We start from the raw sequence: 12999 nt of genomic DNA on the forward strand, positions 1-12999 counted from the left end.
AAGAAAAAGGGGCGCGGATCGCTCCGCACCCCTTCGGATCATTCAATTCGCGACGATCGGCTCAGGCGCTGACGCCATCGTCGTTGCCCGAAGCGGCCACGCCGATGCCGATGGCGACGATGGCGAACACGGCGAGCAGGCTGTAGCCGCCGAGCTCGCTTTCGCCTTCGACCGGCGCGCTGGTGCGGACGTCCGCCTGTGCGGCCATCGGGGCGACGGCGAGGCTGGCTGCGGTGGCTGCGGCGAGAACTTTGCCAAGCTTCATTGTGTAATCTCCTGAGTTTCCGAGTGGAAAGCTTATGCTATTTCGGGATCGCTTAACAACGGCTGTTTGCATCGCAGCGTTGGGCTACCGCCGGGTTGCGACCCAATAGCCACACTTCGGTTGCCCCCGCACCGGCGAAGCGCGCCCCGTTGCACGGTACTGTGCGCAGAATGGCACGCCCGGAGCACCTGTTCGGGGAGCGCAACAGCCGTTGTCCGTTATGCGCTTGAAATGATCGCACGGGTTGGCCATTGCCTGACCGGATGACTGCCGAGATCGTCCCTATCGCCCGCGCGTCCGGCGCCTCTCCAGCCTCTATCGACGCGATGCTCGCGCTGACCGCTTCGGGTATGAATGCGGTCAACGCCGTGATCCTCGACCGGATGCAGAGCGAGATCCCGCTGATTCCACGCCTTGCCGGGCACCTGATCTCGGGCGGAGGCAAGCGCCTGCGCCCGATGCTGACGCTCGCCGGGGCGGAGCTTGTCGGCTACCAGGGCACGCGCCATCACAAGCTGGCCGCTGCAGTCGAGTTCATCCACACCGCCACCCTGCTGCACGACGATGTCGTCGACGGTTCCGAGATGCGCCGGGGCAAGGCCGCGGCGAACATCATCTTCGGCAACCCGGCGACCGTGCTGGTCGGCGATTTCCTCTTCAGCCGCTCGTTCGAACTGATGACCGAGGATGGCAGCCTGAAGGTGCTCAAGATCCTCAGCTCGGCCAGCGCGATCATTGCCGAAGGCGAGGTCGCCCAGCTGACCGCGCAACGCAAGATCGCCACCAGCGAGGAACGCTACCTCGACATCATCGGATCGAAGACCGCAGCGCTTTTCGCGGCCGCGAGCCGGATTTCCGCCGTCGTCGCGGAATGCAGCGAGGCGGAGGAGCAGGCGCTCGACGATTATGGCCGCAACCTGGGTATCGCGTTCCAGCTGGTCGACGACGCGCTCGACTACTCGGCCGAGGCCAAGGACATGGGCAAGGACCGGGGCGACGATTTCCGCGAGGGCAAGATGACCCTGCCGGTGATCCTCGCCTATGCCCGCGGCGACGCGGAAGAGCGCAAGTTCTGGGAAAGCGCGATCGCGGGCTTCCAGACCTCGGACGAGGATCTCGCCCACGCGGTCTCGCTGGTTGAAAAGCACGACTGCGTCACCGCCACCCGCGACCGCGCCCGCCACTTCGCCCAGCGCGCGGCGGATGCGCTCTCGATCTTCCCCGACGGCAAGGCCCGCGAGGCGATGGTGGAAGCGGCGCACTTTGCGGTGGCGCGGGGGCATTAGGGGTCGTTCTGGGCTTGCTGGCGCGTCTTTTCGTCTGAGACGGGTGAGTGGCACGCTGGGCTAGCGTCGCCCCAGTGCAGGCAGGGTCCATCCGGCGATTGCGGGTCGCGAATAGGCAGCGGGCTTGCCGTTTGCCGATGGAATGGCAGCCGCCATGTTATCCGGGCCCCTGCCTTCGCAGGGGTGACGGGTTGGGTTAGAGGCGGCGTGATGCCTGCCGACTCACGCCTCCCTATCCATGACGTACTCCCGCAGCTGACGGCCGCGCTGCGCGATGCGCCCAGCGCGGTGCTGGTTGCGCCGCCCGGGGCGGGCAAGACCACCGCCGTCGCGCCCGCACTGCTGGGCGTGGACTGGTGCACCGGCGAGATCCTGTTGCTCTCCCCCCGCCGGGTCGCTGCGCGCGCCGCGGCGGAGCGGATGGCGGCGATGCTGGGGGAGAAGCCGGGCGAGACGGTCGGCTACCTGACGCGACTAGACAGCAAACGCTCCGCAAAAACGCGGATCACCGTGTTGACCGAGGCGATCTTCGTGAACCGGATCGTCGCCGATCCCGAGCTGGCGGGCGTCTCTGCCGTGCTGTTCGACGAGGCGCACGAGCGGCACCTCGACAGCGATTTCGGCCTCGCTCTCGCGCTGGAGACGCAGGCCGTGCTGCGTGAGGACCTGCGCCTGCTGGTCATGTCGGCTACGCTCGACGGGGAGCGGTTCGCGGGGCTTATGAGCCACTGCCCGGTGATCGAGAGCGAAGGGCGAAGTCATCCGCTTCGCATTCAATGGCTTGGGTCGAGCGGGACGGAACGGTTCGAGGATGCGATGGCCTCGGCGGTCGTGCAGGCATGGCGCGAGGAAGGGGGCGATATCCTCGCCTTCCTGCCTGGCGTGCGCGAGATCGAGCGGGTGCGCGAACGGTTGGAGGATCGCCTGCGCGGCGCGGTGATCCTGCCGCTGCACGGGCAGGTCGACCCGGCCGGACAGCGCGCCGCGATCCGCCGCGACGCCGAAGGCCGCCGCCGAATCGTGCTCGCCACCGCGATCGCCGAAACCTCGCTGACACTGGATGGCGTGACCGTAGTGGTCGATGGCGGGCTCTCGCGCCGCGCCGAATACGACCGTGCGGCGGGGGGCAACCGGCTGGTCACGGTGCAGGCCTCGCAAGCCTCCGCCACGCAGCGGGCGGGGCGCGCGGCGCGGCAGGCTCCGGGTGTGGCCTACCGGTTGTGGGCCGAGGCGGCGCATGCGGGGCGTTCGGCGTTCGAACCGCCCGAGATTGCCACCAGCGACCTTGCGCCGCTGGTCCTCACACTGGCCAGGTGGGGCGAGAGCGAACCGGCGAACCTGCGCTGGCTCGACCCGCCGCCCGCCGCCTCGCTCCTTACCGCGCGCGAAGAATTGCGGGCGCTGGGCGCGCTCGATGACGAGGGGCGCGTTACCGCGCAGGGCGAGGCGATGGCACAGGTCCCGCTCGATCCGGCAGGGGCGGCGATGGTGCTGTTCGGCGCGCGGCACGGCTGCGCCGAGCGCGCGGCGCGAGCGGCGCTGCTGCTGCAGGAGCGCGGCCTCGGCGGGCGGGGCGAGGATCTCGAGATGCGCCTGTCCCGCTGGCAGGCGGAACGGAGCGCGCGTGCCGAGGCAAGCCGCAAGCTGGCGGGCCGGTGGGCCGGGGCGGCAGACAAGCTCGTGCAGCCGCAGGACGCCGATTATCCGCCGCTCGCGATCATCCTCGCCGCAGGCCGTCCCGGTTTCGTGGCGAAGAGGCGCGGCGCATCGGGCGAGGACTGGCTGGCCGCAAACGGGCGAGGTTATCGCCTCGATCCAGCGTCTCCGGTGGCGCGCGGCGAGTATTGCGTGATCGGTGACGCGCAGGGATCGGCGCAAGGGGCGCGGATCACCGCGGCTGCGGCGCTCGCCCAAAGCGACGTGCGCCAGTGGCTGGGCGACCGGATCGCGCTGCACCGCACCCTGCGCTGGACCGGCGAACGCGTCGAAGCGCGGCGCGAAGAGCGGTTGGGTGCGGTGGTCCTCTCGAAGGGTCCGGACTCCGAGCCGGACATGGACGCGGTGCAGGCACTGCTTGTGGACAAGGCTCTGGATAAGCTGGGGAGCGACGTGGGAGAACTGCTCCCACCCGACCTGCTGGCGCGCGCGCGGTTCGCCGGGATCGAGGCGCTGTCCCCCGATGCGCTGCGCGACAGTGCCGATCTTTGGCTCGCCCCGCTGCTCGCCGGACGGCGCGATCTGGCCATCGGCAAGGGCAGGCTGGTGGACGCGGTGCTCGGCATCCTGGACTGGAACGAGCGGCAGCGGCTCGATCAGGCGGCCCCGCGCGAGTTCACCAGCCCGGCGGGCACGCATCATGCCATCGACTATACCGGGCAGGACGCTCCGGCGGTCGAGGTGCGTGTGCAGGCACTTTACGGGCTCGATCGTCATCCCATGATCGGCGAGGGAACTGGGGGCGTGCCGCTGCTGCTCAAGCTGACCAGCCCCGCGGGCCGCCCCGTTCAGGCCACGCGCGACCTGCCCGCCTTCTGGCGCGGCAGCTGGGCCGATGTGCGCAAGGACATGAAGGGCCGCTACCCCAAGCATCGCTGGCCGGAGGAACCATGGGCCGAAGTCGCGAGCTTGAAGACCAAGAACGCCTTTTCAAGAAGCCAAGGCTGAATTAGGAGCTTGCTCGTGGGGGCGAGAATCTGCCGGCGAGCAAAGAGCACATTGCAATTGGTCAGTTTGCAGATGTCATGAACAAAGTGGCGAAGACATACTTCGGTATTCATGGATATTTCCAAAGATCTTTCGTCTTTGAAGGCAGAGCGCTGATTGCCGTTAGGTCGAAATTTACATCACCAGATTTCAAGAATTGGCACAAGGTAACCTTTATGAATTATTATCTCGCGTCAGCAGCGCTCAAGCTGGTGTCGATGTCGCCACTCACCATGTCGGCTTATCGATCTTTGGCCAAAAACAAAGCTTCCGTTAAGCTGCCAAATAAAGAAATCGGAGAATGGTTGCTGGAAAGAGTTCCGTCCGGCCCGCTTACCGTGCTCGATCTCGGGACTGGCTGGATCAGTGCATATAGTATAGCGGTTGCCTTGAGTCGACCAGAATGCGAAATTCACTCTTTCGATGTTCAAGATATCCGGTACGGTATCGGTCATTTCAAAGAGGCTGTTCGGCAAAGTCAGGAACTCTACTTTCCGGAGGGCGATCTGCCCGGCGCGGGGCGCGAAAAGCTGGAGAAAGTTTACCGCGCATCATCTCTGGATGAGGCTTATAAAGAGTTGGGCCTGCACTACCAAGTCGCTGAATCCGGTCTGCCGGATTATCCGGATTCCTTTTTCGATATCGTTTTTTCAATCGATGTGCTGGAGCATATTCCCGCTAGACAATTCGAAGGTGCGGCAAAGAAATGGGCCAGCATTTTGAAGCCGGGAGGCCAATTCTTGGCGCAAGTTGGCCTAGTCGATCATACGAGCTACTGGTGCTACAAGAAAGACGATAAGCGCTACATAAAGCATTCCGAATTGGTTTGGAAATTGCTTCTTGAGAACAAGGTCCAATACATAAACAGGCTAACGGCGACTGAAATAATGGACTTGCTCGAGGGTGCCGGTATCGAAACGCTGGAGCACGACAGGTTGTGCGCGTCCCAGGATATGGAAGTCCATCCGGATTATGCAGATCAGGCGAGGAATGATGCCACGTGTCTGCGCCTTTATTATCAGGGCGTGAAGAAATAGAGGCCTTCTGCGACAATGGGGTGGTTAAAAATCCTCGGATTCTGGCATGTCCGCTTGCGAAGGTGATGGCCCAGGTTGCCATGTTTGTTAATGGAACGAGGCGCCAGCTGAACTGACCGGCTCGAGTGTGGTGGTCGGCGCAGGTGGCTCTTCGGGATGCGCAGAAGCCATAGGTGAGGGTGTATCGCGGGCGTCAAGGCCGTGAAAGCTCCCTGAGCGCGTTTGCGGTTCTCTGTGCGTACGCATGGATTGCAGCCGATCCGTCTTGAGTCTAAAGCTCCCCCATGGCAGCCAGAATCTATCAGCGCCCCAAGAGCGCAATGCAGTCCGGCAAGGCCCGGATCGACGAATGGGTGCTCGAGTTCGAGCAGTCCGAAGCACGCCGTGCCGACCCGCTGATGGGCTGGACCGGGTCGGGCGACACGCAGGTGCAGGTGCAGTTGAACTTCCCGAGCAAGGACGAGGCGAAAGCCTATGCCGAGAAGCACGGCATTCCGGCCCGCGTCCACGCGACCCCGCCGAAGAAGCTCAAGCTGCAGGCCTACGCCGACAATTTCCGCTAGGTTACCCGCTGTGCGATGGCTCGCCCTGCTGGTTTGCCTTGCGGGGTGTGCGGCCCCGCCAGCCGATTCCCCATCCCGACAGATCGAGATGAGCGATCGCCTGTCTGCCTCGGTGGCGGATGCGCAGGCTCGAATCACCGATATCGAGAAGCGCAGCGGTGGGAGGCTTGGCGTCGCCCTGCGGGATCCGTCCGGCCGCGTGCTTTTGTCGCACCGTGGGGATGAACGCTTTGCGATGTGCTCCACTTTCAAAACACTCTTGGCAGGAATGGTCCTGTCGGGTGCCGCGGACCTCGATCTGGACGGCCGGCTGACCTTCGATCCTGCTGCGATTGAAGGCCACGCGCCGTACAGCCGGACGCGGCTCGAAGAGGGCTGGATGAGGGTGGGTGCGGCGGCTGAGAGCATCGTCACGGTCAGCGATAATGGAGCGGCGAACCTCCTGCTCGACCAGATTGGCGGTCCGCGCGGGCTGACCGACTGGGTCCGTATGCTGGGCGACGATGTGACCCGGCTCGACCGGTACGAGCTGGCCCTGAACGAGAATGCTGCCGGTGATCCGCGCGACACGACCAGCCCACTTGCTTTTGGCGAAACCTATCGCCGCCTGCTGTCCGACAAGGCGGTGCTGGATGACACGGGGCGCGCAAGGCTCGCCAAGTGGCTCATCGACAGCAGCACGGGGCTGCAGCGGGTTCGGGCCGGATTGCCCGCAGAGTGGCAGGCCGGAGACAAGACCGGCTACTGCGCCGCGCCGGGTGCGGTGGAAATAAACGATGTGGCCATCTTCGATCCTGATGGGACTGGCTGGTACACGCTCGTCTTCTTCCTCGATCGGCCGCGCGAAGCGGGCGCGTTCGCCGATGCTCTAGGTGCCGAAATCGGGTCGATCGCGGCAGAGATGATACGCAACGCGAACTGACCTTGCGCTTCGCAATTTTGCGCGCCATATGCCGCCTCGGGAGTCGGGTGGACGTTTGCGTTCGCTCACCGGGTCAGGTCCGGAAGGAAGCAGCCCAGGTGAATTGCGGCGGGTCGCTCGGCTCCTTTCCCATCGCCTTGTACGAGTGCCTATTCGGCCGGAGTGCCCGCGCCTAACCGGCTGCGCGCTTCGTTGCGCGTCTTCGTCGCGGGCACCACCCCGGCCACCTTGCCGAGCCCGAATGGTGGCATGTTCGCGTAGATCGTCTCGTGCGCGCCCGCGTTCACGGCATAGGTCTCGTGAAAAATACCCACGCTTCCGTCGGCCCCGATATTCCTGTTGAAGGCGACCCAGGCGGGCCAGTGCTTCTCGTCACGGGAGCGGGCGTAGCCTTCGAGACTGTCGAAATCCCGCCAATATTGCAGCAGCATGAGCTGGCGCAGGCCCTGCAGGCAGTACTCGGTGCCCAGAAAACCGCTGTCCGGATTGGCGGCCAGCTCCTCCAGCATCGGCGGCATGGCGGATGCGACGGGCCACCATTTCGAAAATTTGTGGAAATGGTTGATCCGCATGCCGATCACGAAGACGACCAGCGGGCCCGTGAAATCGGCGGTCACGCGTCCTTGGACTACTGCCATCATCGTCTCCTCTGCAATCTAGATTGCAAAATGAAACCTAATAGTCAAGCTTCGCAAAGCGGGCTTGTGCGCCTACCTAGGTCGGCATGGGTGATTCACCGGACAATCAAGACGCCCTCCCGCCGCAGGGCGAGGAGGGTGGGCCGAGCGCCGCCGAGCTCGAGGCAGCGGGGCAGAGTGCGATGTTCGGCGGGGGGACGGAAGAGCCCGCCGCCCCGGATGCCGCGCCTGCAGAGCCTCCGGCGGACGAAACGCCGGCACCGGCCGCACCGCCTGCTGCCGCTGCGCCGGCCGATCCTGCGCAGCCTTACCGCGTTCTTGCGCGCAAGTACCGTCCGCAGACCTTCAGCCAGCTGATCGGGCAGGAGCCGATGGTCCAGACGCTGGCCAACGCGATCCGCCGCGACCGGCTGGCGCATGCCTTCCTGATGACCGGCGTGCGCGGGGTGGGGAAGACCTCCACCGCGCGCCTGATTGCCAAGGCGCTCAACTGCATCGGGCCGGACGGGCAGGGCGGGCCCACGATCGACCCTTGCGGCGCGTGCGAACCGTGCCGCGCGATTGCCGAAGGCCGCCATATCGACGTGATCGAGATGGACGCGGCCAGCCATACCGGTGTCGACGACGTGCGCGAGATCATCGAGGCGGTCCGCTATTCGGCGGTCAGCGCGCGCTACAAGATCTATATCATCGACGAAGTTCACATGCTGTCGCGCAATGCTTTCAATGCGTTGCTGAAGACTCTTGAGGAGCCGCCGAGCCATGTGAAGTTCCTGTTCGCCACCACCGAGGTCGACAAGCTGCCGGTGACGGTGCTCAGCCGCACGCAGCGCTTCGACCTGCGCCGCATCCCGACCGAACGGCTGGCGGAGCACTTCGCCTGGGTGTGCGAGCAGGAAGGTGTCGAGGCCGAGCCAGAGGCGCTGGCGCTGGTCGCGGCTGCGGCCGAAGGGTCGGTCCGCGACGGGCTCTCGATCCTCGACCAGGCGATTGCCCATGCCGATCTCGACAGCGATGCCAAGGTTACCGCCGCGCGGGTGCGCGACATGCTGGGGCTGGCCGACGCGGGCGCGCAGCGCCGGTTGCTCGGCTGCATCCTCGAAGGCGATTCCAGGGCGATGCTGGATGCGGTGGCCGACCAGTATGCGCTGGGGGTCGAGCCGCTGGCGCTGATGCGGGCGCTGATGGATATCGTCCACCGGATCACGGTGATGCAGGTCGGCGGCGCAATGCCCGACCTCGCGGGCGAGGAAGAGCGCGGGACGCTGTCCGCGTGGGCCGAACAGCTAAGCCCGGGCCAGCTCCACCGGCTGTGGCAGCTGCTCCTGAAGGGCTACGACGAGGTCAAGACCGCGCCCGATCCGCTCGTCAGCGCGCAGATGGCGCTGCTGCGGCTGGTCCACGCCGCCGATGCGCCCGATCCGGGCACCCTCATCCGCAAGATGGAGGAACTGGCCAAGGGCATTCCGGCGCCGTCCTCCGATGGATCGGCTGCCCCGGCACCTGCGTCCGCCCCGGCAGCGAGCGCCGCGCCACACCTCGCTGCTGCCGACAGCTTTGCGGCGCTGGTCGCCAAGGTGGAAGATGCGGGCGAATACATTGCGGCCAGCATCATGCGCCTGCAACTGCGTGTCACTGCGATCGAGGATGGGGCGATCACCTTTGCCCGCGCGCCGCAATTCAAGGACAAGATCGAGGCCGAGCTGCGCAGCGCGCTGTCCAAGGCCACCGGGCGCAGCTGGGTGCTGACCGAGGTCAGCGATCCGGCCGCCCCGCCGAGCATGGCCGAAGCGGCGCAGGCGCAGGCGGCGGCCGTTCGCGATGCCATGGAGGCTCACCCCCTGATGCAGGCCGCACGCGCGGCCTTCCCCCAGGCGGAACTGCTCGACGAAAAGGAGCAGGGCACCGCCGCTCAAACCCCCCAATGGAGCAAGCAAGCATGAAATCGATGGAAGAAATGATGGCCGCCGCGCAGAAAGCGGCCGAAACGATCCAGAGCCAGATGGGCGACGCGCAGGCGAAGCTCGATTCGATCGAGGTCGAAGGCACTGCCGGTGGCGGCCTTGTGAAGGTGAAATGCACCGCCCGCGGGCGCATCATGGGCGTCACCATCGACGAAAGCCTGATGAAGCCCGAAGAAAAGCAGATGGTCGAGGATCTGGTCGCTGCCGCTTTCAACGATGCGCGCGGCAAGGCCGATCGAGTTTCGAACGAGGAAATGCAGAAGATCCAAGGCAGCATGGGCCTGCCGCCGGGCTTCAACCTGCCCGGCATGGGTTGAAGGCTCGCAGCAGCGGCAGCAACCGCGATCTCACGCGGTGGCCATCCGGGATCGCACGAGGTCCGGTGAGGGCCCCGGGATAACAGGCTCAGGGCGACGGTAGGTGACACGTGTCACCCACCTGTCACCCTGGGTTTTTCTTTATGTTCCAGCGAGATAGCCTGCGTCAGGTGACAGAATGGCGTTCCGAAGCGACGGGGGGGCTCCCATTTCGAGCGACGATGAGAAGGAGCCGGGGGGCACGCTACCGGCGCCGTTCGGGGTAGGAAAGCGGGAAGGCTGGGCAACCAGCCTTCGGTGTCCGCCATCGAGACGCATCCACAACTCGCCGATACCTCCCATTGCGACCTCGGCGAAGTGAACCCATATTCCTTCCCAAGGACGGGTGCGCGACCAATCCGCGCGCTAAAAGATACTTATGACTCAGCGTTATCCCCTGCTTCCCCTTCGCGACATCGTCGTCTTTCCCGGCATGGTCGTGCCGATCTTCGTCGGGCGCGAACGCTCCGTCGCCGCGCTCGAAGCGGCGATGGAAGGCGACAAGGACGTGTTCCTCCTCGCCCAGATCGATCCCGGCTGCGATGAACCCGGCGGTTCCGACCTCTACGACATTGGTGTCGTGGCGCAGATCCTGCAGATGCTGAAAATGCCCGACGGCACGGTTCGCGTGCTGGTCGAGGGGACGTCGCGCGCGCACCTGAGCGCGCTGCATGACGAGGCGGACCTGACGATCGCCGAAGTGCGCGAGATCGACCAGACCACCGTGTCGGGCAGCGAAGTGACCGCGCTGATGCGCTCGGTCGTCGAGCAGTTTACCGAATACGCCAAGCTTTCGAAGAAGAACGAGGGCGCGGCGGACGAGCTGGGCGACATCGACGATGCCGGCGCACTGGCCGATGCCATTGCAGCAGCGCTCTCCATCAAGGTGTCGGACAAGCAGGCGCTGCTGACCGAGCCCGATCCGCGCAAGCGGCTCGAGATGCTGCTGGGGTTCATGGAAGGCGAGCTCTCTGTCCTGCAGGTGGAGCGCCGCATCCGTGGCCGCGTGAAGCGGCAGATGGAGAAGACGCAGCGCGAATATTACCTCAACGAACAATTGAAGGCGATCCAGAGCGAGCTGGGCGGTTCGGGCGAGGGCGCCGACGGCGACGAGATTGCCGAGCTGCAGGAGAAGATCGAAAAGCTCGATCTGTCGGAAGAGGCGCGCTCGAAGGCGGACAGCGAGCTCAAGAAGCTCAAGTCGATGCAGCCGATGAGCGCCGAGGCGACCGTCATCCGCAATTATCTCGACGTCCTGCTCGACCTGCCGTGGGGCGAGAAGAGCGAGCTGAACCACGATATCGACGCCGCGCAGGAGGTGCTCGACGACGATCACTATGCGCTGGAAAAGGTGAAGGAGCGGATCGTCGAATATCTCGCGGTCCAGGCCCGCACCAACAAGCTGAAGGGCCCGATCCTGTGCCTCGTCGGCCCTCCGGGTGTCGGCAAAACCAGCCTCGGCAAGTCGATCGCCCGCGCCACGGGGCGTGAGTTCGTCCGCCAGTCGCTCGGCGGGGTGCGCGACGAATCCGAGATCCGCGGCCACCGCCGGACCTATATCGGCTCGATGCCGGGCAAGATCGTCAAGAACCTGACCAAGGCAGGCACCAGCAATCCGCTGTTCCTGCTGGACGAGATCGACAAGCTGGGCCAGGATTTCCGGGGCGATCCGGCTTCGGCCCTGCTCGAAGTGCTCGATCCCGAACAGAACGCGCATTTCCAGGACCATTACCTAGAGGTCGATTTCGACCTGTCGGACATCATGTTCGTATGCACGGCCAACACGCTCAACCTCCCGCAGCCGCTGCTGGACCGGATGGAGATCATCCGGCTGGAAGGCTATACCGAGGACGAGAAGGTCGAGATCGCAAAGTCGCACCTGCTGCCCAAGCAGATCGCCGACCACGGCCTAGAGGAGGGCGAGTTTTCGCTCACCGACGACGGCCTGCGCGATCTGATCCGTTACTACACCCGCGAAGCCGGGGTCCGGACGCTGGAGCGCGAGATCGCGCGGCTGGCGCGCAAGAGCTTGCGCAAGATCCTCGAAAAGAAGGCCGAGACGGTCGAGATTACCTCGGAAAACCTCGGCGAGTTCGCAGGCGTGCGCAAGTTCAAGCACGGGCTGGGCGAAAAGGACGCGCAGATCGGCGCGGTCACCGGCCTCGCCTGGACTGAAGTGGGCGGTGAATTGCTGACGATCGAGAGCGTCACGACGCCGGGCAAGGGCGACGTGAAGACCACCGGGAAGCTGGGCGATGTCATGAACGAAAGCGTCGCCGCCGCCTTCAGCTTCGTAAAGGCGAGGGCGCCTGCCTACGGGATCAAGCCCTCGATCTTCCGGCGCAAGAACATCCATATTCACTTGCCCGAAGGTGCGGTGCCCAAGGACGGGCCGAGCGCGGGTGTCGGCATGGTCACCTCGATCGTTTCGACCCTGACCGGAATCCCGGTGCGCCCGGATGTCGCGATGACCGGCGAAGTCACTCTGCGCGGCCGCGTGCTTGCGATCGGCGGGCTGAAGGAAAAGCTGCTGGCCGCACGCCGCGGCGGGATTCCGATGGTCCTGATCCCGGAGGACAACGTGAAGGATCTCGCCGAGATACCCGAGCGGGTGACCGAAGGGCTGGAAATCGTGCCCGTCTCGCATGTCGACCAGGTGCTCGACCGTGCGCTGGTGCGCGAGCCCGAAGCGATCGAATGGACCGAGGCGGACGATCTGGCGAGTCAGCCGGTCAACGCGGTTCCGTTTTCGGAAAGTGGCCAAACTACGCACTGATAGGCAGTTTGTACGGCGTTTGTTCTGGAAAGGGCGGGCGATTTTGTCCGGTTAACGGGCGCGAAACCAAGGAATCGCCTTTTTCTGCGCTTTTTGGCCAGAATGGCTTTGACAGACTCGCGACAAAAGTCTCAAGTCGGGGCATTCGCATGATGCGAATTCACACCGTTAAAGTCTGGGACTGAGGGGTTTTCCGAATGAACAAGAATGAGCTGATCGGCGCCGTTGCTGAATCCTGCGGCCTGTCCAAGAGCGATGCATCGAACGCTGTCGAAGGCGTTTTCGATTCGATCCAGAAGGCCCTCGCCGATGGCGATGAGGTCCGGCTCGTTGGTTTCGGCACCTTCTCGGTCGCCAAGCGCAAGGCCTCGACGGGCCGCAACCCGCGCACTGGCGAACCGATGGAAATCAAGGCTTCCAACCAGCCGAAATTCAAGGCTGGCAAGGGCCTCAAGGATGCCGTGAACTAATCACGCAAAGCCGGGTGCC

The 12999-nt window shown here is 64.7% G+C and carries 11 protein-coding genes and 1 other RNA gene; 10 read left to right on the forward strand and 2 right to left on the reverse strand.

Annotated features, from left to right (window positions below):
- Positions 1–61: 61 nt before the first annotated feature.
- A complete protein-coding gene (locus tag ACYQ0L_RS11810) occupies positions 62–265 on the reverse strand; it encodes a hypothetical protein (RefSeq protein WP_459789417.1) in 204 nt (67 codons plus the stop codon).
- Positions 266–528: 263 nt separating this feature from the next.
- Between ACYQ0L_RS11810 and ACYQ0L_RS11815 the strand changes: the two genes are divergently transcribed.
- The 6 genes from ACYQ0L_RS11815 to ffs all read left to right on the forward strand — a co-directional run bounded on the left by ACYQ0L_RS11815 (position 529) and on the right by ffs (position 6907).
- The gene (locus tag ACYQ0L_RS11815) at positions 529–1551 is read left to right on the forward strand and encodes a polyprenyl synthetase family protein (protein ID WP_459789419.1); all 1023 of its coding nucleotides are present in this window, start codon (positions 529–531) and stop codon (positions 1549–1551) included.
- A gap of 210 nt (positions 1552–1761) precedes the next feature.
- Positions 1762–4215, forward strand: a complete 2454-nt coding sequence (gene hrpB / locus ACYQ0L_RS11820) for an ATP-dependent helicase HrpB (RefSeq protein ID WP_459789420.1) — start codon at positions 1762–1764, stop codon at positions 4213–4215.
- A 77-nt stretch (positions 4216–4292) separates the two neighbouring features.
- Entirely contained in the window at positions 4293–5291 is a 999-nt protein-coding gene (locus ACYQ0L_RS11825) for a class I SAM-dependent methyltransferase (RefSeq protein WP_459789421.1), read from the forward strand.
- Between the two features lie 284 nt (positions 5292–5575).
- A complete protein-coding gene (locus ACYQ0L_RS11830) occupies positions 5576–5854 on the forward strand; it encodes an ETC complex I subunit (protein WP_459789422.1) in 279 nt (92 codons plus the stop codon).
- A gap of 88 nt (positions 5855–5942) precedes the next feature.
- Positions 5943–6776 carry a class A beta-lactamase gene (bla, locus tag ACYQ0L_RS11835; RefSeq protein WP_459789423.1) on the forward strand — a complete coding sequence of 278 codons (834 nt, stop codon included), beginning with the start codon at positions 5943–5945 and terminating at the stop codon, positions 6774–6776.
- A 36-nt stretch (positions 6777–6812) separates the two neighbouring features.
- Positions 6813–6907: signal recognition particle sRNA small type (ffs, locus tag ACYQ0L_RS11840), an RNA gene on the forward strand.
- Positions 6908–6925: 18 nt separating this feature from the next.
- Here ffs and ACYQ0L_RS11845 read toward each other — a convergent pair.
- Complete coding sequence (locus ACYQ0L_RS11845; protein WP_459789424.1) at positions 6926–7414, reverse strand: DUF4188 domain-containing protein; 489 nt, start codon at positions 7412–7414, stop codon at positions 6926–6928.
- An 86-nt stretch (positions 7415–7500) separates the two neighbouring features.
- Between ACYQ0L_RS11845 and ACYQ0L_RS11850 the strand changes: the two genes are divergently transcribed.
- From ACYQ0L_RS11850 to ACYQ0L_RS11865, 4 genes are all read left to right on the forward strand, one after another.
- Positions 7501–9357, forward strand: coding sequence for a DNA polymerase III subunit gamma/tau (locus ACYQ0L_RS11850; RefSeq protein ID WP_459789425.1), 1857 nt, complete (start codon positions 7501–7503; stop codon positions 9355–9357).
- Positions 9354–9695 (forward strand): YbaB/EbfC family nucleoid-associated protein, encoded by a 342-nt coding sequence (locus ACYQ0L_RS11855; protein WP_459789426.1) that lies wholly within the window; start codon positions 9354–9356, stop codon positions 9693–9695. Before ACYQ0L_RS11850 ends, ACYQ0L_RS11855 begins: the two co-directional genes overlap by 4 nt.
- A 418-nt stretch (positions 9696–10113) precedes the next feature.
- Positions 10114–12510 (forward strand): endopeptidase La, encoded by a 2397-nt coding sequence (gene lon / locus ACYQ0L_RS11860; protein WP_459789427.1) that lies wholly within the window; start codon positions 10114–10116, stop codon positions 12508–12510.
- A gap of 197 nt (positions 12511–12707) precedes the next feature.
- Entirely contained in the window at positions 12708–12980 is a 273-nt protein-coding gene (locus tag ACYQ0L_RS11865) for an HU family DNA-binding protein (protein WP_342506100.1), read from the forward strand.
- Positions 12981–12999: the final 19 nt, after the last annotated feature.

The organism is Alteriqipengyuania triglochinis (assembly GCF_054655655.1).

What these genes read in the sequence shown, in the direction of transcription:
- ACYQ0L_RS11810 (WP_459789417.1), bottom strand. Translation starts at nt 265, where the DNA reads ATGAAGCTTGGCAAAGTTCTCGCCGCAGCCACCGCAGCCAGCCTCGCC.
- ACYQ0L_RS11815 (WP_459789419.1), top strand. Translation starts at nt 529, where the DNA reads ATGACTGCCGAGATCGTCCCTATCGCCCGCGCGTCCGGCGCCTCTCCA.
- hrpB (WP_459789420.1), top strand. Translation starts at nt 1,762, where the DNA reads ATGCCTGCCGACTCACGCCTCCCTATCCATGACGTACTCCCGCAGCTG.
- ACYQ0L_RS11825 (WP_459789421.1), top strand. Translation starts at nt 4,293, where the DNA reads ATGAACAAAGTGGCGAAGACATACTTCGGTATTCATGGATATTTCCAA.
- ACYQ0L_RS11830 (WP_459789422.1), top strand. Translation starts at nt 5,576, where the DNA reads ATGGCAGCCAGAATCTATCAGCGCCCCAAGAGCGCAATGCAGTCCGGC.
- bla (WP_459789423.1), top strand. Translation starts at nt 5,943, where the DNA reads ATGAGCGATCGCCTGTCTGCCTCGGTGGCGGATGCGCAGGCTCGAATC.
- ACYQ0L_RS11845 (WP_459789424.1), bottom strand. Translation starts at nt 7,414, where the DNA reads ATGGCAGTAGTCCAAGGACGCGTGACCGCCGATTTCACGGGCCCGCTG.
- ACYQ0L_RS11850 (WP_459789425.1), top strand. Translation starts at nt 7,501, where the DNA reads ATGGGTGATTCACCGGACAATCAAGACGCCCTCCCGCCGCAGGGCGAG.
- ACYQ0L_RS11855 (WP_459789426.1), top strand. Translation starts at nt 9,354, where the DNA reads ATGAAATCGATGGAAGAAATGATGGCCGCCGCGCAGAAAGCGGCCGAA.
- lon (WP_459789427.1), top strand. Translation starts at nt 10,114, where the DNA reads ATGACTCAGCGTTATCCCCTGCTTCCCCTTCGCGACATCGTCGTCTTT.
- ACYQ0L_RS11865 (WP_342506100.1), top strand. Translation starts at nt 12,708, where the DNA reads ATGAACAAGAATGAGCTGATCGGCGCCGTTGCTGAATCCTGCGGCCTG.